The 24,765-nt window shown below is 62.9% G+C and carries 16 protein-coding genes; 11 read left to right on the forward strand and 5 right to left on the reverse strand.

All coding sequences use genetic code 11. The annotated features are described in order from the left end of the window. Positions 1-225: 225 nt before the first annotated feature. Positions 226-2,565 carry a glycosyltransferase family 2 protein gene (locus tag ACVIGA_RS35455; RefSeq protein ID WP_456669659.1) on the forward strand — a complete coding sequence of 780 codons (2,340 nt, stop codon included), beginning with the start codon at positions 226-228 and terminating at the stop codon, positions 2,563-2,565. On the opposite strand, the gene ACVIGA_RS35460 is transcribed toward ACVIGA_RS35455, so the two are convergent. Then, positions 2,506-5,061, reverse strand: a complete 2,556-nt coding sequence (locus tag ACVIGA_RS35460; RefSeq protein ID WP_456669660.1) for a glycosyltransferase — start codon at positions 5,059-5,061, stop codon at positions 2,506-2,508. The two genes, ACVIGA_RS35455 and ACVIGA_RS35460, sit on opposite strands and share 60 nt — an antisense overlap. Before the next feature lie 25 nt (positions 5,062-5,086). Then, entirely contained in the window at positions 5,087-6,022 is a 936-nt protein-coding gene (locus ACVIGA_RS35465) for a hypothetical protein (RefSeq protein ID WP_223968348.1), read from the reverse strand. Between the two features lie 196 nt (positions 6,023-6,218). Here ACVIGA_RS35465 and ACVIGA_RS35470 point away from each other — a divergent pair, with 196 nt between their 5' ends. The 4 genes from ACVIGA_RS35470 to galE all read left to right on the forward strand — a co-directional run bounded on the left by ACVIGA_RS35470 (position 6,219) and on the right by galE (position 10,265). After that, complete coding sequence (locus ACVIGA_RS35470; RefSeq protein WP_456669661.1) at positions 6,219-7,454, forward strand: glycosyltransferase family 4 protein; 1,236 nt, start codon at positions 6,219-6,221, stop codon at positions 7,452-7,454. 15 nt (positions 7,455-7,469) lie between these two features. Further along, on the forward strand, positions 7,470-8,132 hold the full coding sequence (locus ACVIGA_RS35475; protein ID WP_456669662.1) for a nucleotide-binding protein: 663 nt from the start codon (positions 7,470-7,472) through the stop codon (positions 8,130-8,132). Positions 8,133-8,459: 327 nt separating this feature from the next. Further along, the gene (locus tag ACVIGA_RS35480) at positions 8,460-9,089 is read left to right on the forward strand and encodes a transglutaminase-like cysteine peptidase (RefSeq protein ID WP_223968351.1); all 630 of its coding nucleotides are present in this window, start codon (positions 8,460-8,462) and stop codon (positions 9,087-9,089) included. A gap of 180 nt (positions 9,090-9,269) precedes the next feature. Further along, positions 9,270-10,265, forward strand: a complete 996-nt coding sequence (galE, locus tag ACVIGA_RS35485) for a UDP-glucose 4-epimerase GalE (protein ID WP_456669663.1) — start codon at positions 9,270-9,272, stop codon at positions 10,263-10,265. Between the two features lie 192 nt (positions 10,266-10,457). Here galE and ACVIGA_RS35490 read toward each other — a convergent pair whose 3' ends face one another. After that, the gene (locus tag ACVIGA_RS35490; RefSeq protein WP_456669664.1) at positions 10,458-11,120 is read right to left on the reverse strand and encodes a hypothetical protein; all 663 of its coding nucleotides are present in this window, start codon (positions 11,118-11,120) and stop codon (positions 10,458-10,460) included. A gap of 67 nt (positions 11,121-11,187) precedes the next feature. Between ACVIGA_RS35490 and ACVIGA_RS35495 the strand changes: the two genes are divergently transcribed. Then, positions 11,188-11,850 (forward strand): response regulator transcription factor, encoded by a 663-nt coding sequence (locus ACVIGA_RS35495; RefSeq protein WP_163154879.1) that lies wholly within the window; start codon positions 11,188-11,190, stop codon positions 11,848-11,850. Positions 11,851-12,069: 219 nt separating this feature from the next. Continuing rightward, a complete protein-coding gene (locus ACVIGA_RS35500) occupies positions 12,070-13,446 on the forward strand; it encodes a sensor histidine kinase (protein WP_223968355.1) in 1,377 nt (458 codons plus the stop codon). Positions 13,447-15,499: 2,053 nt separating this feature from the next. Here the strand turns inward: ACVIGA_RS35500 and ACVIGA_RS35505 are convergent. Further along, positions 15,500-15,652, reverse strand: coding sequence for a hypothetical protein (locus ACVIGA_RS35505; RefSeq protein ID WP_456669665.1), 153 nt, complete (start codon positions 15,650-15,652; stop codon positions 15,500-15,502). A 599-nt stretch (positions 15,653-16,251) separates the two neighbouring features. On the opposite strand from ACVIGA_RS35505, the gene ACVIGA_RS35510 reads away from it, so the two are divergent. Together ACVIGA_RS35510 and ACVIGA_RS35515 are read left to right on the forward strand one after the other, a co-directional pair. Next, a complete protein-coding gene (locus ACVIGA_RS35510) occupies positions 16,252-16,422 on the forward strand; it encodes a hypothetical protein (protein ID WP_456669666.1) in 171 nt (56 codons plus the stop codon). A 1,006-nt stretch (positions 16,423-17,428) separates the two neighbouring features. Next, a complete protein-coding gene (locus ACVIGA_RS35515; protein ID WP_456669667.1) occupies positions 17,429-18,823 on the forward strand; it encodes a hypothetical protein in 1,395 nt (464 codons plus the stop codon). 167 nt (positions 18,824-18,990) lie between these two features. Here ACVIGA_RS35515 and ACVIGA_RS35520 read toward each other — a convergent pair whose 3' ends face one another. Continuing rightward, positions 18,991-21,843, reverse strand: coding sequence for an ATP-binding protein (locus ACVIGA_RS35520; protein ID WP_456669668.1), 2,853 nt, complete (start codon positions 21,841-21,843; stop codon positions 18,991-18,993). A gap of 241 nt (positions 21,844-22,084) precedes the next feature. Here ACVIGA_RS35520 and ACVIGA_RS35525 point away from each other — a divergent pair, with 241 nt between their 5' ends. Both ACVIGA_RS35525 and ccmI read left to right on the forward strand, forming a co-directional pair. Next, positions 22,085-23,074, forward strand: a complete 990-nt coding sequence (locus ACVIGA_RS35525; RefSeq protein ID WP_456669669.1) for an alpha/beta hydrolase — start codon at positions 22,085-22,087, stop codon at positions 23,072-23,074. A gap of 558 nt (positions 23,075-23,632) precedes the next feature. After that, positions 23,633-24,757, forward strand: coding sequence for a c-type cytochrome biogenesis protein CcmI (ccmI, locus tag ACVIGA_RS35530; RefSeq protein WP_456669670.1), 1,125 nt, complete (start codon positions 23,633-23,635; stop codon positions 24,755-24,757). The last annotated feature ends 8 nt before the right edge of the window (positions 24,758-24,765 follow it).

Consider the following 24,765-nt stretch of genomic DNA (forward strand, 5'->3'; position numbering starts at 1 on the left):
ATCCGCTCGTCGATCAGTGTGGAGAGGAGGAGTTAGCACTAGCACAATTGAAGCCGATAACGCCAAGTTTTATAGCGTATCGATTGTGTTGAAGCTCGGCGGCTTTTTGTGCAAACGGTGATGGCCTCAGTGCAGTTGAGTGCTCGTTAGTCACCCAGGGCGCGCCATGGACACATTCTCAACTTGAAATCGACCGACAATCGGGCCGCCGTTTGAGGGGTGGACATGAGCACGAAGACGATTGGCAAGCAGAGGCCCTCAGGAGCTGAATACGCGTCGTTGCAGACGCAATTCTCCAGATACGATCGCACCACGTTTTCTGGATTTATTTATGACCGCGCCGATCCGACCCGACGCTACGCCGTCGAGCTGCTGGTCGACGGCGAGCCATACATGTCATCATTGTGTGACGAGTTTGTAACAGAGCTTGCCGACGCCGGAATCGGCGACGGTCGATTTGGCTTTACGTTCAACGTGCAGGATGAGGTCAGCGCGAACGCTGCGATCATCGAGGCAAGACTGGCGAATATCGGAAGTCCGGTCGGTGCTCCGATTCGCTGCGACGTCGCTGCACCGGAAGCGCAGTGGCACCGAATCAGCGAGATCAAATGGGCCGGAGGCTTGCGCTTCGAGGGCTGGCTCTCGCAGGACGTCGACGAAGACATCGAGATCCTGATCGCGCAACGGCCGGTGATGACCGTGAAGCCGACCGGGTGGACCAACGTTGCGCGCGGCAGCGAGTTCGGCGTCGGCCGCCGGATCGATTTTCATCTGCCCGAGCATTTTGCCGACGGTCGCGTGCGCGGGCTGTCCGCGCGGACCATTTCGGGACGGAGCCTGATCTCCGAGCCGGTCGCATTCGTCGCTTTCGAGCGTGGGCTGGAGCAGACCATCGCCGAGCTCGGACGCTGGGATAGTGAGCGGCTGCGCGGCCAATTGTTCGATCAGCTCCTGCCTGCCTCGGTGCCGTTTCACACTTATCGCAGCTGGAAAGAGCGCTTCTCGCCGCCAGCACCGCCTGACGTTCCATCCGAGGCCGCGGTCGTCCTGATCGGGGATGCCAGGGTGGACGAAAGCATCGAGAGCCTGGAGGCCCAGCGGCACGCGGCCTGGTCGGCGGTGTCTCTGCCGGCGCGGGGCTTCAGTCAGTTCGATTCTGGCGCTGCGCGCGAGTTCGTCGACGGCGATGCCGCCAACAGTGCGTTCTTTGTCTTCTGCCTGAGCGGGACGATCCTTGCGGAAGATGCCTTGCAGCGCTTCGCCGATGTGTTCGCGGCCGAGTCCGGCTGCGATCTCGTCTATGGCGACGTCGAGGTCTCGGGCGGCGCCGGCGCGGTCTGGCCGCTGGCGTTCTCGGCATTCGATCTCGAACGTGCACTCGAGCAGGGCTATGGCGCGTATTGCTTTGGGGTGCGCCGGGAACGTGCCGTGGAGGCGCTGCGATCGGCCGCATCACTCTACGACATCTTCATTGGCTGCGTCGAGCTTGAGCGAACCTATCATCTGCCGGGGTCAGTCGCGGCGTTGCCGCGGATTGATGTGTCCGCCGCGACCGCCGAACTGGTCGCGGCAAGCAAGGCGTATTTGGCCAGGACTGGCGTCGAGGCGAATGTCGAGCCGCGGAAAGCGGGGCTTCTTCCAGCCGTGCGGGTCAAGCGCGCGGTCGATTGGAACGAGCGCACCACCATCATCATCCCGACCAGAAACCGCGCCGAACTGCTCAAGCGCTGCATCGAGACGGTGTTGCCGGCCGCACATGAGACCAACGCCCGGATTCTCGTCGTCGACAACAGCTCGAGCGAGCCGGAAGCGCTGGACTATCTCGAGGGTCTTTCGGCGGACGAAATCGACGTCATTTCGGTCGAAGGGCCGTTCAACTTCGCAGCCATCAACAACGCCGCCGTCGATTGCGTCGATACGGACAACATCTGCTTCCTCAACAATGACGTCCAGGCGCTCGACGACGGCTGGCTGGCGGAGATGCTGTGGCGGCTGTCCGCTCCTGACGTCGGAGCCGTTGGCGCAAAGCTGCTCTGGCCGAGCAGCGTCGTGCAGCATGGCGGGGTGGTGCTGGGCGCCAATTTCTCGGCCGCGCACGCCTTCAACGACCGGATGGATGGTGATCCCGGCTACGGCGATCTGCTCCAGGTGGCGCACGAATGTTCGGCGGTGACGGCCGCCTGCCTCTTGATGCGCAAGCGGGATTTCGTGGCGGTTGGCGGCATGGACGAGATCCGCTTTCCGATCAGCTTCAACGATATCGATTTGTGCCTGAAGCTGCGTCAGCTCGGAAAACGGATCGTATTCACGCCGGACGCAAAACTCGTTCACCTGGAGTCGGCAAGCCGCGGCCGCGATTCTGCGCCGGACCGCAAAGCACGCTTCGGGCGCGAGCTGGCGATGCTGCGCGCGAAGTGGGGCGAGGTGCTGCTCGATGATCCCTATTACAGCCCGCTGCTGGGGCTGGATTCGACCCCGTTCTCTTCGCTCGCATGGCCGCCGCGGTCATGGAAGCCGCGCGCCAACCTGCCGCCGGTGCCGACTGCCCCTCCGATCGGGATGTAGCTGCACGGCTTCGACCGCCCAGTCGAGGACGGCGGCAACCGCATCATCGGCATCAAGGCCGGGCGGCAGCTTCAGGTCGGTCTTTCGGCCACGTCCCGGTGGTGTCGGAAGCCATTCTGTCGAGGCGGCCGGCAATCCGCTCGCCAGCAGCGCGTCGACCAACGGATGCCCGAATGCCGGTTCGCCGATGTCGAGCACCAGTTTCGTGATGCCGTGACCTTCGATCAGCGTCGCAACGTCGTCGACGGCGATTTCGCCGGTGACCATCACATTGGCCCGCTGCATCAGCTTGAGATCGTCGAGGGTGGTACCGAGCACGATGATCTCGGCGTCTGCATTGGCGTCGGCCATTTGATCGCTGAGCGCTCTGACGAAGCGAAATTCCGCCGCGCTGCCGTGCAGGGCAAGCAGGCCAAAGCGCGCCGGGCCGTCCACGGCAGGATGCCGCACCGGCCGCGCCGGCGGGTCGCTCGGCCTGACCACTTGCAGGCCGAGAGCCGACACCGAAAAGGCTGCTCCCTCTTCGCCGATCGCGATCACACCTCGGGCGCCTTCGACGAGACCGATCCAGTCCGGATGGAGGCCCGATCCAATCGCGGCGCGCGCGGCAAGCCTGGTGTCGGTGATCAGCAGCTCGTAGGCGAAGTGTTGCGTGAGCTGCGCGAGACATGCGCCGGGGATGCGGTTCGGTTCCGCAATCTCGAGCGAGCGGATTTGGAGATCGGTGAGAAACCTCAGAAGGGCCTCGCGGCCCTCAGGTGTCGCAACGTCGAGTGTGATCGACTGCGGGGCTCCGCCGTCCGGCGCGAAGATCGCAGCGAGCTGGCGTCGTCCCTCGGCGCGGAACTGCACGATCAGACCGCGCTTGTTGTTCGCCGCGAGCTGCCGGCACCGCCTGATCGCAATCTCGCGGCCGACGGCGGAGCCGCAGAGGATGATTTGCGGGCCGGCGGCGCGCGGTTCGTTGGCGAGCAGCTTGAGCTCGAGCGCCGCGCGGCAATCGCGCAGCGGATCGGCGAGCAGGAATGCCGCGCACTCCGTCGCATAGCGCCGGTAGCGGTGCTCGAGCACGCGAAGATTGCGCAGCACCAGCGAACGCTTCTCGCCGAGAAACGAGCGCGAGCCCTCGTGTCCGACAAAGACCGACGGGATGCACACATTGCGGAAGCCGGCCTCCGCGGCGCGCAGACAGAAGTCGACGTCTTCAAGATAGCCGCGATAGAAGTCGTCGGAGAGCGCACGCACGGCGTCGAGGCATGCGCGGGTGATGTAGAGGCAGAACCCGATGCCGTTGGGAATGTCGATGGCGATCCCGGAATTTGCCGCGCCGGCAAGCGCGTCCAGCAATTCCAGCTCGTCGGGCGAGGGCAGGGGGTTCGACCGGTTCGGGATTGGAAAGCTGGTATATTCGCCGTTGTTCGAGAGCGGGGTCGCCGTGCCCACGTCCGGCGTCGATTGCACGGCGGTTCGCAAGCGCTGCAGCGCGTGTTTCGGCACCGTCGTGTCCGAGTTCAGCAGCACGACGTCGCCGCTATCAGTCTCGGCAAGCGCCCGGTTGACCGCGCCGACAAAGCCGAGATTGTGCGCGTTGGTCAGGAGCCGGATGTGCTGCTCGGACGCCAGCTCGCCGAGCAGGCGCTTGATGTCGGGTTCGGGCGAGGCATCATCGACGACGACGATGGTCGCGCCGGGCGTGCAGGCCGCGGCCGTCAATGCGCTCTCGATGCAGGCATGCGTCGCGGCTAAATCCCGGTACACCGGAATGATGATGGTGAGCGGCGAAGCGTCGGCGCTCGCAGCGCGAAGCGGCCGCTGTGGCGCGTTACGGCGATCCGGCGCGCGGTTGGCGGGGAGCTGAATGCTCGCGATGACGCGACCAGCTTGAGCGATCTCGAGGTGCTGCGAGGCCGCGGACGCCGGCCGCATCAGTCGGAAGCTCGCAGCACGTCGCCCATTGAGCGCAAACCTGTGACGGGGATCGGCGGGAAGCTGGACGGTGCTGGATTGATCCGCTTGCGCCAGTGAAAGGTGCGGGTCATCAGCTCGCTGCCACGTCACCCATCCCTTCACCTCCTCGTCGAGGAAGTCGATACGGGCGCAGCTGTCCTGACCGTTCTGCTCGAGCAGCAGGAGCGCGGTCCGGACTGAATCCGGATCGTCATCGCGTCGCGCGACGCTTTGCGCGGCTTCGATCTGCGCAGGGCCGTCGCCCCAGGCCATCATTCGCCGTGCGGCGGCAAGATCGTCCGGTTCGAGCTCGAGCGCTTTGGCTACGCTGGCGACCGCCGCTTCCTTGAGATCGAGGCGAAACAGCGCTTCGGCGCGCAGCAAATGGGCGCGGGCGCCCGGATGCGGCAAGATCCGGCAGCGGCGGTCAGCGAGCCCGAATGCGCGACGGAAATCACGTGCCTCAAGCGCCCCGACAGCGGCCCGCTCGAGATCGGCGTGGTGCAGGGTTCTGGACGTAAAGGCGATCCTGCGCGCGTCGGCGGTCAAGTGTCGCCCTTGTCTGCCCGCATAGTCAGCCCGCCGTCTTGACCGCGTTCTGGCGGCTCCGGAACACGCGTACCCGTCCCTCAAGGCGCGGTGCCTCCTGGCGCGGCATCGCGGGGGCGGGCTCGACGCGCATCGGCTGCCGGGGCGCAAGCGGCGCTGCCTGCACCCGGTGCTCTTCGAGGCTGAGCTTGAGGCCCACCAGGGGTTCCCGGCCCGAAGGGCCAGACACCACAATCCGGTTGCCGGTGACGCGCAAGGCGGGGGCCCCGAGGAAGATGGTTTCCGCGGCGATGGCGTAGCGATCCGCGCCGGGGCCGGTGGCCTCCAGCGAGAACCCCGTGATCGCCAGCGCGCGTCCCCGGGTTCCGGCAAAGGTTCCGAGCGGAACGAACTGGTTGTCGCCACGCTGCGGCCGGGCGAACTTGACCGCATATTGCAGGTTGAGATCGTGCGGCTTGTTCGGCCATTCGAGCGAAATTCCCTCGATACGGGCCGGCGCGGCCGGGCCGGCGATCCACGTATTCGGGCCGACCGTCACGTCACCCAAACCCGCGACATGCGCGAGCAGCTTGAGGGCGCTCAGTTCCTCAGGGCCAGGCTCGGGCTCGTAGGTGTCGAATGGCTGGCTGGCCGGCTGACCGATCGGCTGCACGGCCGGTTGTCCCTGGGTCAGCGGTTCGATCTTGATATTGGCGGCGGTCGAGCCCCCGGCGCGCCCCGCCGTGACCTCGACGATCAGGCGGCTTGGCCGGGCCACCGACACGACCAGCGCGGTCTCGGGCGCAAACAGGGTTCCATTGGCCGCGTCCGGCCCGGTAATGATGTTACAATTGTTAAGACTGGTGCGATCGGCATAGACGCGCACCACCGGAGGTGATGTCTTGTCTTCCGCGCCATTGTAGCGAACCAGGAAAAGACCCCGTGCCAGGTCGATGGTTTTCTGCTGAATCTGTTCGTTCATGGTCGCCTGCGAGCCTAACGGAATGATCGATATATCTCTCACACAGTGTGCCCCAAAAATTGGTGTGATAGAAGGGGGCTTAATGTTAATCCGGTGAGATAGTTCGCACGTGCATATCGAAGACACCCTGCCGGTCATGATCTCGAATCTGACCCCAATCGAAGACCGCGCGGCCGGGGGGCGCGCCCGCCCGCCAATGAACGTCCTCTTCGTCCACAACAACTTTCCAGCCCAGTACCGCCACATTGCGCGTGCGCTCGCGGAGCAGCCCGGAAACAAGGTCGTTGCGGTCGGTTCATCGACCGCGAGCACGACACGGGATATCCGGCTGCTGAAATATTCGACGACCAAGTCGGACTCCGCGATGGTGCATCCCTTTGCCCGCCGCTTCGATGTCGAGGCGCGGCGTGCCGAGGAGGTCCTGTATGCGCTGTCGTCGCTGTCGGGGCAGGGCTTCGTGCCCGACCTGATCTTCGCGCATCCCGGTTGGGGGGAGACGCTGCCGCTGCGCACGATGTTTCCGAAGGCGCGGATCATCCTCTATTGCGAATTCTACTACGGCGCCGAGGGCCGGGACGTCGGCTTCGATCCCGAGTTTCCGATGACGGGCCTCGACGGCAATGTCGCACTCCATCTGAAGAACGCGACGACGCTGCTGGCGCTCACCGAATGCGATTCCGGCGTTTCGCCGACGCCATGGCAGAGGTCGACCTTTCCCCGCGAGTTTCAGAGCAAGATCGAGGTCATTCACGAGGGCGTCGACACCGACGAGGTGAAGCCCAATCCGGTCGCCAGGTTTCAGCTTCCGAATGGTGCGACACTGTCGGCGGACGACGAGGTGATCACCTACGTCTCGCGTAATCTGGAGCCGGTACGCGGCTTCCATGTCTTCATGCGATCGCTGCCGAGGATATTGGCTGCGCGGCCGAATGCGCAGGTGGTGATCGTCGGCGGCAGCGGGACATCCTACGGCGCCAATCCGCCCAAGGGATCGAGCTGGAAGTCGATGTTCCTGGACGAGATCAGGTCGGACATTGATCTGCGCCGCGTGCATTTCCTCGGCCGGATTCCTCGGGACCAGTATCTCGCGCTGCTGCAGATCTCCTCGGTGCACGTCTATCTGACCTATCCCTTCGTGCTGTCATGGTCGCTGCTGGAGGCCATGAGCGCGGGATGTGCGGTGGTGGCATCCGACACCGCCCCGCTTCGCGATATCATCTCGGACGGCAACGGCCTGCTGGCGCCGTTCTTCGATATTGATGCGCTGTCCGATCAGGTCGTCTCGGTGCTGTCACGGCCGAAGGCCTTCAAGAAGATGCGGATGAAGGCGAGGAGCTTTGTGCGAGACAATTACGACGCAAGGCGGGTCTGTCTGCCCCGGATGCTGACGCTCGTCGATGAAGGTGTCCTCCCGCGCACGTACGGCGGATAACGCCAGGAGCTAGCGATGCCGCTTGTCATCTCGGTTGCCCAGCGCAAGGGCGGGGTCGGAAAGACGACCCTTGCGGTCTTGCTGGCCGCAGAACTGGATCGGCGTACGGGCTTGGTGGGACTGGTCGACGCCGACTCCCAGGCGTCCGCATGTCACTGGGCCGAGCCCGGCAATTTGTCGTTCCCCGTCTACCAGCTAGATCCGGAAACCCGCCCCGTCGCCGAATGGGCCAAGCTGATGCGCCAGATTCCGCATCAGATCATCGTCGTGGATTCCGCGCCCAACGACCGGGTGCTGGGCGCCGTGCTCGCGGTCGCCAATATCGTGCTGATGCCCTGTACGCCGTCGGGCCTCGACATCGAGGCCACTGCGCGGACACTCGACATCGTGCGAGAGGTGCGTGCAGCGCGACGAACGGCGCTCCGTGCCATGATCGTGCCGAACCGCGTCGACCAGCGCACGCTCGAGGGCCAGCAACTGATCGAGGAGCTGGATACGCTCGACGAAGAGATCGGGCCGATGATCGGAAGCCGGTCGGCCTATGTTCGCGCCGTCGCGCTGGGACAATCGGTCGCCGATTTCGCCAGCGGCACGCCCGCGGATATCGAGATCAAGACGCTCGCCGATCTCGTCATGAGCTGGTGCGGGATCGCACCCCGGCAACGCGTGACGGTCTAGATTGGCCGAGCGCTCCGGCCGCTTCACATCAGGCTAACCATGCCTGCATGCGAACAAGAAATCCCGCGCCGCAACGGCCCCTTCGTCTGACGGCGGCGTCCGCCGAGACCGCAGGAGAAATCGCCCGCAAGCGCGATCGAGTCGCGATCCGCCGGCCTGCACGCGCGTTATCATTCGGCAACCGAAAGGCTGGCCGGCGCGCGAACCTTTTTTGGTTAACGGACTCCTCGCGCGCCTCTCGGCATTTGAGGCAAATGCCGCCGCGCGCTTGAGCCTAAGCTCAAGACATTTCCCGTACATGCTTCCTCTCACTGTGGGGAGTGAAGAATGTACAACGTCAAGAAAGTGATGGCTCTTCTGCTGGCCATCGTCGCGCTCGGGACCAGCGCCCAGCACACACAGGCTGCAATGATCGGCTCGCCGCTGCCGCTGCGCGGCATGGTCGAGAAGATCCGCTTCAGCGAGCCGACGCTGGCGCCGATGGCCTACATGATGTTCTGCATGCGCTATGCCGACGAATGCAAGCAGAAGCCGCGCGCCCGCATGGTGTTCCGCGGCGGCGCCACACGTCTGACCAAGCAGCGCATGGCCGACCTGATCGAAGTCAATGCCACGGTCAATCGCAGCATCGCGCCACAGCGCAACGAGCGCGGCCTCGCCGGTGAGGAATGGCTGATCAACCCGGCACGCGGCGATTGCAACGACTATGCCGTCAGCAAGCGCCATGAACTGCTGGCGCGCGGCTGGCCGATGCGCAACCTGCTGCTGAGCGAGGTCGTGACCTCCTGGGGCGAGCATCATCTCGTGCTGGTGGTCCGCGCCCAGGGCGGCGATGTCGTACTCGACAATCTGAACGCGCAGATCCGCAACTGGTCGCAGGCGCGCTATCGTTGGGTCAGGATGCAGACCCCGGCGAACCCCGGTCGCTGGGCCGCCCTCGCACAGGCCGGCGTCTAACAACATCTGAGTTAGCCAACGCGCCGCTTGCGGCGCGTTAACCGTCGCTGCGGCAGCAAATCCTTTCGGCCTTAACGCTATTCTCACCGTCATTTTGCCGCGCCGGACGGAATGTCGTACCGATGCGATGATTGCGTTTGGTGACGCGCGGGATCGGTCCGCGCAGGGACGGCATTTTCAATGGCGAGCAGGGGTTCGATCCTCATCACGGGCGGCGCGGGATACATCGGATCCCATTGCGCCAAGGCCGTCGGCGAGGCCGGGTTTGTTCCGGTCGTCTACGACAACCTCTCCACCGGCCATCGCAGTTTCGTGCAATGGGGACCGCTCGTGATCGGCGACGTCGCCGATCACGGCAAGATCGCCGCCACCATCCGCGAGCACAATGCGCTGGCCGTGATGCACTTCGCCGCGTTCAGCGCAGTCGGCGAGTCCGTCGCGGATCCGCAGAAATACTACACCAACAATGTTGACGGCACGATCGGCCTGCTGCGCGGCATGCGCGAGGTGGGCCGCGATCGCCTGGTGTTCTCCTCTACCGGCGCTGTCTACGGCAATGCCGGACGCGATCCCATTCCGGAAAGCGCCGCGGGGCCGACCGTCAATCCCTACGGCCGCTCCAAGTTCATGATCGAGCAGATCCTCGCTGACTATCGCGCCGCCTATCAGTTCAAATCGGTCTGCCTGCGCTACTTCAACGCCTGCGGCGCCGATGCATCCGGCACCATCGGCGAGCTCCGCGATCCCGAGACGCATTTGATTCCGCGCGCGCTGATGGCGCTGCTCGGGCACGTGCCGGACTTTGCGATCTTCGGCGAAGATTATGAGACGCCCGACGGCACCGCGGTGCGCGACTACATCCATGTCGACGATCTCGCCGCCGCCCATATCGCGGCGCTCGAGTTGCTCTTGAAGGGGAGCGCCGGCGGTGTGTTCAACCTCGGAACCGGCACCGGCTATTCGGTGCGCGAGGTGCTCGACGCCATCCGCGCCGAGACCGGTGAAGCGGTGCCGAGCGTGGTGCGCGAACGCAGGGCCGGCGATCCGCCGATTCTGGTCGCCGATCCCTCTCGGTCGGAGAGCGGCCTCGGTTTCAAGGCGAGTCGGTCGGATCTCGGCTACATCATTCGCTCGGCCTGGGCGTGGCACCAGAAGGCGCATCCGCGCCGGCGATAGAGCACGATCCGGAAAAGTGCGAGGCGGTTTTCCGTCGCGACAAACGCGGAACGCGTTCGCGCGAAGATCATGCCCAAGATGGCGGAAGACTAGAGCGTTTTCGAGCGAAGTGGACGCCGGTTCGCGTGAAGAAAACGCGTCAAAACAAGAATCTAGAGCTTCGGTTCTGATTCAATCAGAACCGAAAACGCTCTAGGCTGCGTCCGTGCGCGACCTCAACCGGCCGAACTGGCTGCGCAGCAGCAGCAGGATGAGGTGACCCGCGCCGATGCCGGCAAGACCTCCCGACACCTTGACGATCGCGTCAAGCAGGCGGCCGTGACGGTCCGGTGTCAGCAGTTGCATCGCTTCGAGTGTGAACGAGCTGAAGACCACAAAGAGCACGATCAGCGCGGTACGCCGCGGGTAACCCAGTACAAACGCCATTGCCATCACTGCATATGCGGCGAAACGCTCGGTCTGAGGGGGGAAGAACGACGGACGGTCCTGGATCGGCGACAGCGTCACGAAGGCGATAAAGGCAAGCGCTAGCCAGCCCGCAATCACGCCGAACTTCCGTATCTGTGAAATTTCCAACAAAGTATTCCCGGTCCTGTACCGCAGACGACCCCCTGGCTGGATTAGCGCATCACTCGTGCCAGCGACATGGAAATGGTCGCCGAAGGTTAACTTGCCCGCCGACTGTGGCAGCCATGACGCGTCCTCTTGTTGCCAATAGTAGGTATTTAAATACCCGGCGCTGAAACTCAATCCCATTTGGCGCGCATCTCTCAGCGGGAACCTGTCGCGCTTGCGCGGGTTCCCGGGATGGTGCACCTGACGAAAAAATAAGGTTTCGCCTGTGGCTCCATTCATAGGCCGTTCACGGCCGGGAGCCTCATTTGATGCCGGAATATCGCAATGCTCACTCTCGGAGGCCAAAGTGCGTCTGCTCGTCGTTGAGGATGACCCGGATCTGAACCGCCAGCTCACCACCGCGCTGACGGACGCCGGCTATGTGGTCGATCGGGCGTTCGACGGCGAGGAGGGGCATTTCCTTGGCGACAGCGAGCCCTACGACGCGGTCGTGCTCGATATCGGCCTGCCGAAGATGGACGGTATCTCGGTACTCGAGGCCTGGCGGCGGAACAAGCGGGTGATGCCGGTGCTGATTCTCACCGCGCGCGACCGCTGGAGCGACAAGGTTCAGGGGTTCGACGCCGGTGCCGACGACTATGTCGCAAAGCCCTTCCATCTGGAGGAGGTGCTGGCGCGGATCCGGGCGCTGCTGCGCCGCGCGACCGGGCATGCCCAGGTCGAGCTGGTCTGCGGGCCGGTGGCGCTCAACACCCGCACCAAGCGGGTCACCGTCAACGGCAACCCGATCAAGCTGACCTCGCACGAGTACAACCTGCTCGACTATCTGATGCACCACACCGGGCGGGTGGTCTCGCGCACCGAGCTGGTCGAGCATCTCTACGACCAGGACTTCGACCGCGACTCCAACACCATCGAGGTGTTCGTCGGCCGCATCCGCAAGAAGCTGGAAGTCGATATTATCCAGACTGTTCGGGGCCTCGGCTACATGCTGTCGCCGCCGACTTAAAGCGTTTTCGAGCGAAGTGGATAACCAGTTCGCTCGCGTGAAGAAAACACGACCAAACAAAAGGATGAGAGCATTTCCTGTTCAATCGGATCATGTTCTTAGAGCGCTTGATCGGCGTACACGGGCATTGGCATGATCCGCGCCGGGAGAACTGGATTCGCCAATGTTTGAATCCCTGACGTCTGTTGCCGCTGACACGCCGTTCGAGCCCGTGCTCTGATGGGCGGCAGCTCGCTTGCGACGCGCCTGTTCGTCTCGGCGACCGCCTGGGTGGTGGTGATCCTGGCGATCACCGGCGTCATCCTTTCGTCGGTCTATCGCGACGCCACCGAGCGCGCCTTCGACCGGCGGCTCAATCTCTATCTGCGCACCCTGATCGCGGAGGTGGCGACGCCGGACGAGCCGGCGGACCGCCAGTTCCAGTCGCTCGGCGAGCCGCTGTTCGACCTTCCGCTGTCGGGCTGGTACTGGCAGATCACCCGCACCGATACCGAGAAGGGCGAAACCCGTGCCTCGCGTTCGCTGTGGGACAAGAAGCTGCCGAAGCTCGAGGAGCACGGCGCCGACCTGACCGCCGCCGGGGTCCGGCTCGGCTATGTCGATGGACCCGAAGGCCAAAGCCTGCGCGTGGTGGAGCGGCCGGTCGATCTCGGGGCCGACGGCAGGTTCCTGGTCAGCGTCGCCGGCGATGCCACCGAGATATTCGATGAGACGCGCAGCTTCGATTATTATCTCGGCGGCACCTTCGCCGCCCTCGGCATCGTGCTGCTGCTGACCACGATCTTCCAGGTGCGCTACGGCCTTGCGCCGCTGAAGCGCATTTCGGATTCGATCGCCGATATCCGCTCCGGCCGCGCCGAGCGGTTGGAGGGCCAGTTTCCGGTCGAGATCGCGCCACTGGCGCGCGAGACCAACGCGCTGATCGATGCCAACCGCGAGATCGTCGAGCGTTCGCGCACCCATGTCGGCAATCTTGCGCACGCGATCAAGACGCCGCTGTCGGTGATCGTGAACGAAGCGGGCACGCATGCCGGCGATCCCTTCGCCAGCAAGGTGCTGGAGCAAGCCGATCTGATGCGTGACCAGGTCGCGCATCACCTCGAGCGTGCGCGGATCGCCGCCCGGGCCACCATCGTCAGCACCATCACCGACGTCGCCCCTGTCATCGAGGCGCTGCGCCGGACCATGGAGAAGATCCATCGCGATCGCGACCTCGCGATCGAGGCGAAGGCCGACCCGGCGGCGCGGTTTCGCGGCGAGCGACAGGACCTCGAGGAGATGGTCGGCAATCTCGTCGACAACGCCTGCAAATGGGCGGCGTCGCAGGTGTTCATCGAAGTCAGCGTGGTCCCGCCGGAGGCGTCGGGCGCGGGTCCCAGGCTGCGCATTGTGGTCGACGACGACGGGCGCGGCCTGTCGGAGGCCGAGCGCGCCCAAGTGTCGCGGCGCGGCCAGCGGCTCGACGAATCGAAGCCCGGCTCGGGCCTCGGCCTTTCGATCGTGACCGATCTCGCCGGCCTCTATGGCGGCAAGCTCGCCCTGAATGACGCGCCGATCGGTGGTCTGCGGGCCGAACTCATGCTGCCGGCGGTGTAGGGCATGATGGAATTCGGTTGCATGCGGTCGCGAAGGCGGTGCGCTCCCGCTCCCGCTTGCAGGAGCTGTCCGAATTTGAGCCCTCGTGCGGTACGCCACCTGTTCTTGCCCATGATCTGACGCTGGCCTGTTTCCATCCCCAATGGCCTGCTTTGATTTTTGGAGTGACCTAGTTTGCCATTAGCCCCGTCGGAACCATGGGCTAGCCGTTGTTCTCGGTAGAACGACCGAGCGGGCTATTCACTGTTCTGAGCACATAGATTTGGATGGGCCTCCATCCGTTCCTGATCCACAGAACACATGGACTATCGGGGTTTCTCCGTGGGTGAACAGAGTTCCTAAAAATCGCAACCCGCCGATGTCCCTTTGGAACTGAACGCCGATCATCTGCATATTAGGAGTCGTGGAACTCACACCCGACGGTTAGGACCCGTAAGACGAGGTAGGTGTCATGAAGCGACGACGACGCCGGGCCATTCAGATTATCGCCCTTGAAGAACGTCTCACCCAGGAAGCCCGAGAGCTGCGCCAGCGAGCTAGAAAACTCCCCCCATGTCGAGAGCGGGAAGCATTGCTGAGAAAGGCGCGGCACAACGAGACCACCGCTCATTTGACCGAGTGGCTGATGTCTCCCGGGCCACGCGCTCCAATTTAGGAGCACGACGATGTCCGCGAACCCATATGAGTTCGACGGCGTCGAGACAGCCTTTGTCTGCACAGCGGCGGTATCGTTTGTGGCGCTGATCGCCAGCGTGGTTTGGCTCTTTCTTGGATGAACGCTGGTGCCAGATCGTCGGCTGGAAAACGTTCCATGCCATTTGAGGATTCTTCCCGTCGCTCTAGGAACTAGTGTTCACTTGGTAACTTATGAGTTCACCCTCCGTGAAAGTGGACAATGAGCAATTTACTGGATGCCGGTGCTGGCGACCAAAGGCCGCAGCCCATCAATTTTCATGCCTGCAACAGCTGCGGCGGAGCGACATTTGCGATGTCGATCCTCGATAGCTGTGAGGGCAAGACCTACCGCCTCAGAAGGTGCTTGAGCTGCGAGAAACTGACTTGGTATGAGGAAAAGTGAGGCCGCCTCAGTTGGGCAGCCCCCGTTCCGGCCCATCAATTCCTTTGGGGCGCCAATATCCCGCGAGTTGCGACAATAAGCCTGAAATAAACAACTCGCTATTCGCCTCAGATCGGCACACAGTAAATCTATCACCGCCCGAACCCGTGGCTCATATCGGTGACGAGAACGCCCGATAGCGCTCCCGCCTTCCTCTAACGGAATGGCGTCATGTCCATGAAGCGACATCTCATACACACTCAATCACTTGAGCAACGTCTTGCCATTCACGCAGAACGGCTCCGCAAGGAGGCGCGAGGAACTCCTCCAGGCATCGAGCGTCAAATCCTAATCCGCAAGGCTCGTCTGGCTGAAACCGGCTCACAGTTAAGCGAATGGCTGCATTCACCGGGGTTACGAGCCCCGACATGAGGGGCCGATACCATTCCCATGTGCAAAGCGGCGCGCGCAGGATAGTCAATTTTCGTAGGCGGTGGGCAATCAAGAGCGACACGGCTATCAAAGCGATCCTGAATTACTTCTGGAGCAGACAAACCGACAGAAGTTCCGCAGCCATACAGAAGGACAGGCTCCGCAAGTAAAGAGGTGATCGCGTTCGAAAAGTGCAGTATCCGGGATTTTGTTAGTCCCCTCTCGGGCTGGAAGGCTATGCCGCCTGTAAGATTTTCAAACGGGCGGCATAGCTTTGTTTAGGCCGCCTCGATTGGCGGCCTCTCTCGCCGCAAGGCCTCCCGGCCTTCCGTGGTTCTCCGTGGGTGAACCAAGCGCGGCGTAAGGATGCTGTCAGCAAGAAATGTTTAGATACATCGATACTTTTCAGCCTCGGCATGCACCGTGCTGAGGCCGTCTTTTTGACGTTTGCAGCAAAATGGATCCATCAAGCCGGCAATTCTGGACCTATCAGTTGACAGGCTATGCTGTGATAGCTCTCAGCGTCGCGGCTATCATCGTGATCGTTCTCGCATAGAAGCCGCCTCAGTTGGCGTTGTCCCTGAGCTTGCCTTTACCTTCGCAGGCCGCGCATTTGACCGGATAGATTCTGTGACCCGGTTGGGCCGCCTGCGCAATCGACTGGACGCCCGTTCCATTGCAGGCCGGGCAGATACGCTCTTTGATCTTCGGCTGCATGTTTGAGCCCTTCTGGCCGCTTCAATTGGACGAATCGAAAGGGGCCGCTCCGCGCGCGGCCCCCGCCGGGAAAGTTTCGAAATCTGCTCGGGATGAAAATCTAAGGCTCGGCAAGACTTACGTTAGAGTTTTCAACAGACCTTTAGGATTCCGATAAACTACGGTGTTTCGCTATCGGAACATGTTCTCCATCCACGGAGGAGAAGTGTCACCGGAGTTCTTCGCGGGTGATTGACGGCCTCTTTGTCAGATCATGCTGGCAAGACACGCAAGTTGCTTTTGATACTGCTCGGCGGACCCTTAGAGTGGCCTATTTCGCATCTACGAATGGCCTAAAGAATAAGTCCCAGCGCCCCGGGGAAGGTTGGCGCTGGGACTGATGGCGGCGGCAGACTTTGGGGGCAGGATCGCGCCGTCGCCAATTGCCTAATTTTCCCCGGCATCAAGCGTTCCTAATCGGTGGCCGGTTTCGATTTGACGAGTGGCCTATTTCGGCCAGGAGCCCTGATCTAGATCAAAGGATTTAGATCCAATCCGGGGCTTCTCCGTGGGTGAACGGAGTGCGCGTGCAATCATCCCCCGATCTTGGGAGACTGCCCATGAAGGACATGCAGGCGCACTTGGAGAAGCTTCGCATCGAGGCGGAAGAGTGCGAGCTAATCAGCAAGCTGGCGACCAATAAGGCCAAGAAAGAGCTGTTCGCCAGGTTGGCCGCACATCACCGGACGCTGGCCGATGAGGTCGAGCGAACCATGAAGGAAGCAGGATAGGAACTTTGCGTTCCCATGTGGATTTACAGCCCCGTTCCCGTAAGGAACTGAGCGAGGAAAAAGGTCACATGGGCCAAATTCGACGTCGGGTCAGACACACCAATTCACTTGAAGCGCGCCTTTTTGAGAGAGCTAGAGAGCTACGCGAACAGGCCGCAGCGCGCGCCCCGGGTATCGAGAGAGAAGCGCTCCTGAAGTTAGCCCGGCAAGCTGAGGCTGGCGCCAGCATGACCGAATGGCTGCGCGCTGGGGGGCTTCAATCATCCACGACCTAAGGGCTCTTTGCCGACGTCGCCATCAATCGCGTCGTACACAAACAGCATAATATGCTTGCTCCAACGCAGCAGGCGGGATCGCGCTGAATTGTTGACGCGCCGCAGAAGTCCTTTGTCACCGGGGGCTGTTCCTAGCCGTGAAAAAGAAACGGCCCGAGCGAGGGGGCAAGCCGGGACCGAGTTGACAGACGTCATCCGACGGACCCGACGGGGACGCCGGACCTAAACAATCGCCAGCCCGCACGCCTCGTTCCTGTGGCGCGCAAACGAACGGCCCCAGCACCCTTGGAGGTAATGCCGGAGCCGTTCTTATTCCCATTCTCACGCCGAGCCGCCGGTTGCCGATAATTGGCGGCCCCTTCCGGGCTGTAATTTGATCTTAATGAAACGCCCTGCCCAGTCGCGAAAGGATCGAATCAGCGGGCGGTTTCAGAAATCACCTGTGTGAATCGTACGCAAATAAACTGCCACGCTTTCCCGGGTGTTTGACAAGTGTCCTGGTTCCCGGAGCGAGTGCCCGCATTGGGACAGCACTCGCAAGCGGGAGAGGCGAGGGGAGCTCGCGGACAATCGTCGCAGACATCATATGCGATTTGGCATATGGATGCTGCGCAGCCTTTTGGGCGGCGTTGCCGTCATTATTCCTAAACGGCTTCTTAACGCGCCCACCTCTATCATCGCGGGCGGACGGGCTGCGGCGTTTGCCGGGCACCTAGCTTTCACGACCGGGCATGAGCCAGAAATCGATCGAGCGCCTGACGGATTATCTCGCGCAGCTTCCGCCGCAATCGCAGGCGCTGCTGATGCGCGAGCTGGAGCGCGCGGTCGAACGCGGTGATGACGTCGCGGTCGCCAATCTGGTCCTGGAACAGCTGCGCAAGATCGTGCGCAGCGCCGAGCAGGACGAGCAGATCCAGCCGCGCAGCGACGATCCGGCGCGGCTCTTGTTCCGACCGCTCGAGCCGTTCCTTGCCGAGACCAATTTCCCGACCCGGGCCGGCCAGCTCCGGCGTGCGTCCCTGTTGCCGATCTGGCAGTGGCTCGCCCGCGAAGGTGCGCCCGAGGCCGCCCGCGAATTCGAGGCGGCGCTGGCGTCGGCCACGGAGAGCGGTCCGATGGAGATCGCCGCGCGCAAGTTCCAGCTTGCGGCCGCGGAAGCCATCCTCAAGGTCGCTGGGCCGACGCAGGACGACCGTCAGCGCGCGCTGGCGCGCGTGGGTCCGCCGAGCGTTGTCGAGGACCTGCTGCCGATCGGCCTCGTCCTGCAGGCCCGTGAAGCCCTGGAAACCCTGGGCAGCCGGCTGCCGAGCCAGATCAGGGTGTTTTCCGATTCCCAGATTGCCTCCGCGATGGAGGCGCTCAAGCTGCCGTCGCTGCAGACCCCGCAACTGCTGCCGTTCGCACTGTCATTGATTACGCAGCGGCTCGCCGCGCCATGGCAGATCATCCGCCTTGCCATCAAGATGGCGGCCTCCGACGACGAATTGCGGGTCGCGGCCACGCCGTACGGCATCGCCGTCACCATCGCGCTGCATGACCTGTCATTCGTCGCGGCCTGCCTGCGCACCGACATCAAGCGCGGGCATTTCGATTATGTCAGCGACCAGCTCAAGACCCTGCATGACGGGGTCCGCGGCCTGCGCACCGAGCTCGATCTGCGCAACGATTCCACCTGGGGCCGCCAGCTCACCTCGGTACGCGCCGATACGTCGAACGCGCTGCAATCGGAGATCGACAGCGTGCCGGGCCGGGTCCGCCGCATCCTGCGCCAGCGCGCCGACAAGGACATTACGGCCGGCGCCAAGATCGACCAGTCCGAGGTCGAGGATGCCGCCGCCCTGATCGATTTCGTCGCGGTGTGCCGCACCTATGCCAGCGAGCTCGCCATCAACGAGGTGACGCTGCGGACCTTCTCGGACCTGCAACATTATGTCGAGCAGTCGACCGAGGGGCTCGTGCAATCACTGCGCGGCGGCGACGCACGGGTCCGCACCTTCCGCCAGCAACAGGTCAAGGCCGCGATCCGCTTCTGCGAGGTGCTGTTCGGCCACGACTACGCCTCCCTGATGAACCGGGCGGCCGAGAACGCCGTGACCGGCGAGCGGAAGTCGTCCCGCGCGGGGTAGGGCGCCCACGGACAATAACGGGCGAGAAGGAACTGGGCGTGGACTCACTATCGAATTGTGTCGAGTTTGACCCGAAGCGGACGTGACGTCTGGCGACGAGAGCCCTCGCTGCCGGCAAAATGCGATTGAGAGGCGTCGCCTAAAAGTCCACAACGGCTGAAATCGTCCTACTGCAAACTCATCAGCAGGAGCTCCGCCGCCGTCAGATCTACCGTATCCTGACCTTTGAACCATGCGATCATTGGCTCCAGGAGCGCTCGGGCATCCTGGCGTCGTCCATGAGCGCTCATGAGCTTTGCCAGGTCGGCCGTGGCCCGCAGTTCGCTCGCCCGCGCGCCTTGTTGACGACTGAGTTCGAGCGAACGTTCGAAGAGCCTTTCCGCTTCCTCGACGTCAGGCTGCGGCATTGAGAGAAGAAGAACGCCTTTCGCCCGCAACAACTCGGTCATATAAATGAGGTCGCCGTTCGTCTCGACCAATTGGATGCCGGCATTGATCACGCTCAAGCCTTCGTCGAAGCGGCCTGTCGCGGCAAGTCCTTCCGTGAGCGAAAGATTGAATGGCGAAGCCATCATCCCGTACCGTGCAGCGCGAAGCTCCTGCACGCAACTCCGCAAGGCATCGACTCCGATTTGAGGATCACCGCTGCTGATCGCAAGCATCGCTTTGATGCCACGCCCGACCAACACCTGTAGCGCCAGGGAATGGGCCCGGCCATTGGAGACATACCAATCCGTGACCTTGTCGGCAGTCTCCAGATCGCCCGTCCAGAGAAACAGCAAAGCGGCGTGAATGAGAGTCAGGCTCAACGTGATCGAGTGCTTGATGTGACGGGCATCCTCAAGGATGAGATGCGCTTGTTCGGTGGCCTGGCGTGCATAGCCCTGCAAGCATAGCGTGCTCGCCAAACCCATGCCGGCCGGGGCGGCGACGTCAAAGCCGAAGAAGACCTTGCTGGCGCCCTGTGCACGTGACCGATTTTCTATCGCCGCCTCAAATTCCGCTTGGGCGCCCTTGAGATCGCCAGTCAGGTAAAGTGAGTTCCCCAGCACGAAATGCGCCAACGCGAAGGCGGCTGGGTCGCCAAGGGCTTCGGCAACTGCCAGACTGCGCTTTGCGCATTGCATTGTCAGCTCGCGATTGCCGGCTCGAAAATGGAAGATGTTCAGCGCGCTGAGCAACCACATTTCATAAGTGAGCTCGCCGCGATCCTCGGCGATGGAAAGGCTTCTATCCAGAGCCGCGCGCGCCTCGTCGCCGCCGCCGCGCGTGAACATCAGCGAATAGCCCAGGGCGGCCTGCAAACGCATTTCATCGGACGTTCCGCACTTGGTGTCGTCAAGGACCAGCAGCGCCCGCTCCGACCATCGATAGCATTCGGGCAACATGGACGTTGCCAGCAGGACGGGCCCGGCGGCGACAGCAAGTCCGATTCCGATGTCGACTTCTTGCGAATCGCGAGAGAATGCCCACTCTAGCGCCGCTCGCATGTTGTCGAGGTCTCGAACGTAACGAGGCAGATCATTGAAATCTACGGATGGGCCGTCGGCGGCCAGTGCAAACAGATCGCGATAGAACGCCGCGTGCCGACGGGCAACCTGTACGCCCTCACAACTCTCGGCCAGCTTATCGAGCGCATAGGCCCGAATTGTCTCGAGCAGTCGCCAGCGGCCGAACGGTGCCGATGAATCAAGAGATACGAGCGACTTGGCGACCAGGCTTGCGATGCCCTCGGCAACCATGGTGGCCGTCACCGCAGGATCGCCCATGACCGCGGTCGCCGCTTCGAGCGTAAACCCGCCGGCGCAAATTGCCACCCGGCCCAACAGGGCCCGTTCGGCCTCCGGCAGCAGCTCGTAGCTCCAATCCAGGGCCGCACGCAGGGTCTGGTGTCTCGGCAGAGCCGTTCGGCGGCCGGCTGTCAGTAGACTGAAGCGATCATCCAGAAGGTCAGTCGTCTGCTGAAGTCCTAGCGTCGCAACTCGCGCTGCCGCGAATTCAATGGCGAGCGGAATGCCGTCGAGGTGCCGGCAGATCGCGGCAATCAGTGGCAGGTTTCCTGGGCCAGCCGACGAGCCGGCACCGAGGGCGATCAGTCTGGCATTGAACAGTTGAACGGCGCTATACTCGCGGATGATATCCTCGTCGTCCTGGCGCGAAGGTGGCACGTCGAGCGGTGGAACGCGATATGCGTACTCGCCCTCGATTCTCAGGACTTCCCGGCTCGTCGCAAGCACGGACACATTCGGGCATAGCCGGACGATCGTTTCCGCAAGCTTGGCCGCGGCATCGATAAGATGCTCGCAGTTGTCGAGCACGAGCAGCAGCTTCTCCCGGTCGAGAGCCCGCGCCACGGATTCGGCCGAAATCACGCTGCCCGCGAGCCTCATTCCGAGTGCCACGGAAACTGCAGCCGGCACGAGTGCCGAGTCCGACAGCGAAGCCAGCTCGACGATCCAGCAATCGCCTTCGAGCGTCGGAAAGATGCTGCGCGCAACCTCGAGAGCCAGCACGCTTTTTCCGATCCCGCCTGGCCCGGTCAGCGTGACGACGCGATAAGCCGACAGGACATCCAGGAGATGCTGCCGCGGTTCGCTTCGGCCGATCAGCGCAGATCCTGCAGTCGGCACGTTGGTTCGAAATGCCGGTTTTGGGGTGCGTTCAGCGTCACCGAACCGATGTCCCGGCAGGGGCACCTCCAGCACGTTCCAGCGCCCCAGCAGGCGATAACCACGGCCGGCAACCGTCTTCAGCAGGCCACGGTCGGCGCCAAACGCCTTTCGGATGGCCGAAATGTGAAATTGGAGGGTGTTCTCCTCCACGACTGCGCCGGGCCATACGCGCTCCATCAGGTGGTATTTGGTGACGAGCTCGCCGGCCGATCGAGCCAAAATCTCGAGGATCTCGAATGCACGGCTCCCGATCGGCACGGCGGCACCGCCGGACCGCAACTCGCGCCGGGCCAGATCGACTTCCCACCCGTTCGACGCGTGAACGGCCTTTGCGCTTTGCTCCGTCAAGTCGGCGACCCCGGTAGATCGAGTGATTCTCAGAACTTCTCAGGACAGGCTCAGGGAATTCACGCGCGAAACGAGCTCAAACGTTGCGCGTGGCGGTGAGCATCGGACGGTCGAACAAGTCGTCAACACAGCCCGGAGCTCGTTGGAAGTGCTCCGGATACGCGCTCGACCGTCGGAACGGCAGAGGTAACACATGCGACGCCCCCTTCTTTTCTCAGCAATCCTTCTTGGAGCGACGGTTATGACGCAAACGACGCAAGCCGCAACACCAGATCCTGCGACCGACCCTCGCATCGATCCGCAGGTTCGTGCGTTTCTGAAAGAAATCAACAAGGACTCAAGTCCTTTCTGGGAGCTTCCTCAGCCGAAGCCGCAGGACATCCTGACCGGCTTGCAGAACAAGACCCCGGTCGACATGTCGGGGGTAAGCACGACCGAGCAGACCATCACCCAGGATGGTCAAACTGTGAAAATCCACATCATGAAGCCCGAGCAGATCTCCGGTAAGCCCGGTGTGCTGCTGTTTATTCATGGTGGCGTCTGGATCGTCGGAAATTTCCAGAACCACCAGCGCCTCTTGCGGGATTTGGTCGTCGGCTCGGGCCAGATCGGCGTGTTCGTCGAATACACCTCCCTGCCGGAGGCGCGGTTTCCCACCCAGCTCAATCAATCCTATGCTGTGTTGAAGTGGGTGGCGAGCCATGCCGAAGAGTTTGGCGCGGATGGCAGCCGGATCGCGGTCGCCGGCAATTCGGTCGGCGGCAACATGACTGCGGCGCTGACGCTCATGGCCAAGGACCGCGGCGGTCCCAAGATCAGTCACCAGGTGCTGATGATCCCGGCGACCGACGCCAGCGTGGACACTCAGTCCTACCATGAGTTCGGCACCGGTCGGTTTTTGGCCCGCGCTTTCATGAAGTATGGCTGGGACTTGTACGCACCGGACGCCACATTGCGCGATAACCCTTATGTCTCTCCATTGCGGGCTGGCCTTGAACAACTGCGCGGGCTACCGCCGGCGCTGGTCATCACATCGGAGAACGATCCACTGCGTGATGAAGGTGAAGCTTACGCCCGTAAGCTCAAGGAAGCCGGGGTTTCGGTGATCGCTACCCGTTACAATGGGATGATCCACGACTTCGTGCTGCTGAACGGCATCCTGACCGACCCCGAGCCCCAGGCAGCGATCCGTCAGATGTCGGCTGAGATCAAGGCTCGTCTGGCGCCTTGATGTAATCTGTCGACGCGGGTGGCGATGGATTCGCCGCCCTCCTTCATTTGCGGAAGCGTGTTATTTTGAGAAGGCGAAAGGTCCGGCTCTGGCCCATCCACGGCCTCGGAGAATGTCCGCTCTTGAGCCGCTGTTGGGGGGAGCCGGACACCAGTCGACCAGCCGCATCATGAGTACACGCCCTAGGAATTGCAGTGACAGCACGGTCACTGTCATTTGTGAGCATGTTCGACGGCGAACCGACGAGCCCGTCAGGACGGGATGACAGGCATTTGCGCAATTTCGGAATAATGGAAGTGTGGCGCTGAGTTGCCCGACGTGTCAAGCCGTCATTCGGCGGCGCCTGCTACTGTGCATGGGGTTGTTTTCGATATTTTGGTCGTGCCGCGCCTTGGCCCGGGAAACGCCGTTGCAATTCCACCGGAACGGCACCGGAAACCGGCTGATTTCGACCTTCGGCCGATCCAGTAATTGTCAATTGCCGGGTTCGCCGCCGGTAGTGTAAAGCGATTCCAAGGCGGCTTGCCGGAAGCCGCCGTTCCATCCGGGAACCGCTTGATGACGCTGTGGTTTGTGTTCGCGCTGATGACGGTCGCGGCGATCTTTGCCGTGCTGTGGCCGCTCAGCCGCCGCGGACGGGCGGATACCGGCGGCAGCGAGGTCGTGGTCTACCGCGACCAGCTCGCCGAAATCGACCGCGATATGGCCTCAGGGATCATCGGCGCCGCTGAGGCCGATGCCGCGCGGATCGAGATCAGCCGGCGGCTGCTGGCCGCCGCCGACCAGAGCGGACGTGACGCCCCGGTGACAGGCAGTCTCAGTCTGCGGCGCGCCGCCGCGATCGTGGCCCTGGTCGGGCTGCCGGTGATTGCTTCCAGCTTCTATCTCGCGCTCGGCTCGCCGCGCCTTGGCGACTTTCCGCTCGCCGAGCGCAGCCAGGTGGCCGATGCCAACCAGCCGTTCACCAATCTGGTCGCGCAGGTCGAGGCTCATCTGGAGAAGAACCCGACCGACGGCCGCGGCTGGACGGTGCTGGCGCCGGTGCTGTCGCGCCTTGGCCGCTACGATGATGCCGTCCGTGCCTATCGCAATGCCATCACGTATGCTGGCGACAATGCCGATCGCCGCGCCGATCTCGGCGAGGCGTTGATGGGGAGCGCCGGCGGCGTCGTCACCGCGGATGCCAAGGCGGAGTTCGAGCGCTCGGTCGCGCTGAATGGCGACGACGCCAAGGCGAACTATTTCCTCGGCCTTGCCGCCGAGCAAGACGGCCGCAAGGCCGACGCCGCCGCGATCTGGCAGAAGATGATGGCGAAAGCTCCGTCCGATGCGCCGTGGCGGCCGCTGGTGCAGGCTGCGCTGGTACGGGTCGGCGGCGTCAGCGCACCCGGTGGCGCCAGCGCACCCGCGCTGCCGGATGGCGCGGTGGCGGCGGCCAAGGACATGAGCGAGGCCGATCGCGGCACCATGATCAAGGGTATGGTCGATCGGCTGGCGACGCGGCTGAAGACCAACGGCGACGACGTCGAGGGCTGGTTGCGGCTGGTTCGCGCCTATCTCGTGATGGGAGAGCGCGACAAGGCGATGAGCGCGCTTGCGGATGCCCGTCAGGCGGTGGCCAATGATGCGGACCGGTTGCGTCAGCTCAATGAGGGGCTGAAGAGTCTCGGATTGGATGGATAACGCATGAT

This window comes from Bradyrhizobium sp. USDA 3240, assembly GCF_054063295.1.

What these genes read in the sequence shown, in the direction of transcription:
- ACVIGA_RS35490 (WP_456669664.1), bottom strand. Translation starts at nt 11,120, where the DNA reads ATGAATGGAGCCACAGGCGAAACCTTATTTTTTCGTCAGGTGCACCAT.
- ACVIGA_RS35470 (WP_456669661.1), top strand. Translation starts at nt 6,219, where the DNA reads ATGAACGTCCTCTTCGTCCACAACAACTTTCCAGCCCAGTACCGCCAC.
- ACVIGA_RS35455 (WP_456669659.1), top strand. Translation starts at nt 226, where the DNA reads ATGAGCACGAAGACGATTGGCAAGCAGAGGCCCTCAGGAGCTGAATAC.
- ACVIGA_RS35510 (WP_456669666.1), top strand. Translation starts at nt 16,252, where the DNA reads ATGAAGGACATGCAGGCGCACTTGGAGAAGCTTCGCATCGAGGCGGAA.
- galE (WP_456669663.1), top strand. Translation starts at nt 9,270, where the DNA reads ATGGCGAGCAGGGGTTCGATCCTCATCACGGGCGGCGCGGGATACATC.
- ACVIGA_RS35475 (WP_456669662.1), top strand. Translation starts at nt 7,470, where the DNA reads ATGCCGCTTGTCATCTCGGTTGCCCAGCGCAAGGGCGGGGTCGGAAAG.
- ccmI (WP_456669670.1), top strand. Translation starts at nt 23,633, where the DNA reads ATGACGCTGTGGTTTGTGTTCGCGCTGATGACGGTCGCGGCGATCTTT.
- ACVIGA_RS35500 (WP_223968355.1), top strand. Translation starts at nt 12,070, where the DNA reads ATGGGCGGCAGCTCGCTTGCGACGCGCCTGTTCGTCTCGGCGACCGCC.
- ACVIGA_RS35515 (WP_456669667.1), top strand. Translation starts at nt 17,429, where the DNA reads ATGAGCCAGAAATCGATCGAGCGCCTGACGGATTATCTCGCGCAGCTT.
- ACVIGA_RS35480 (WP_223968351.1), top strand. Translation starts at nt 8,460, where the DNA reads ATGTACAACGTCAAGAAAGTGATGGCTCTTCTGCTGGCCATCGTCGCG.
- ACVIGA_RS35505 (WP_456669665.1), bottom strand. Translation starts at nt 15,652, where the DNA reads ATGCAGCCGAAGATCAAAGAGCGTATCTGCCCGGCCTGCAATGGAACG.
- ACVIGA_RS35465 (WP_223968348.1), bottom strand. Translation starts at nt 6,022, where the DNA reads ATGAACGAACAGATTCAGCAGAAAACCATCGACCTGGCACGGGGTCTT.
- ACVIGA_RS35525 (WP_456669669.1), top strand. Translation starts at nt 22,085, where the DNA reads ATGACGCAAACGACGCAAGCCGCAACACCAGATCCTGCGACCGACCCT.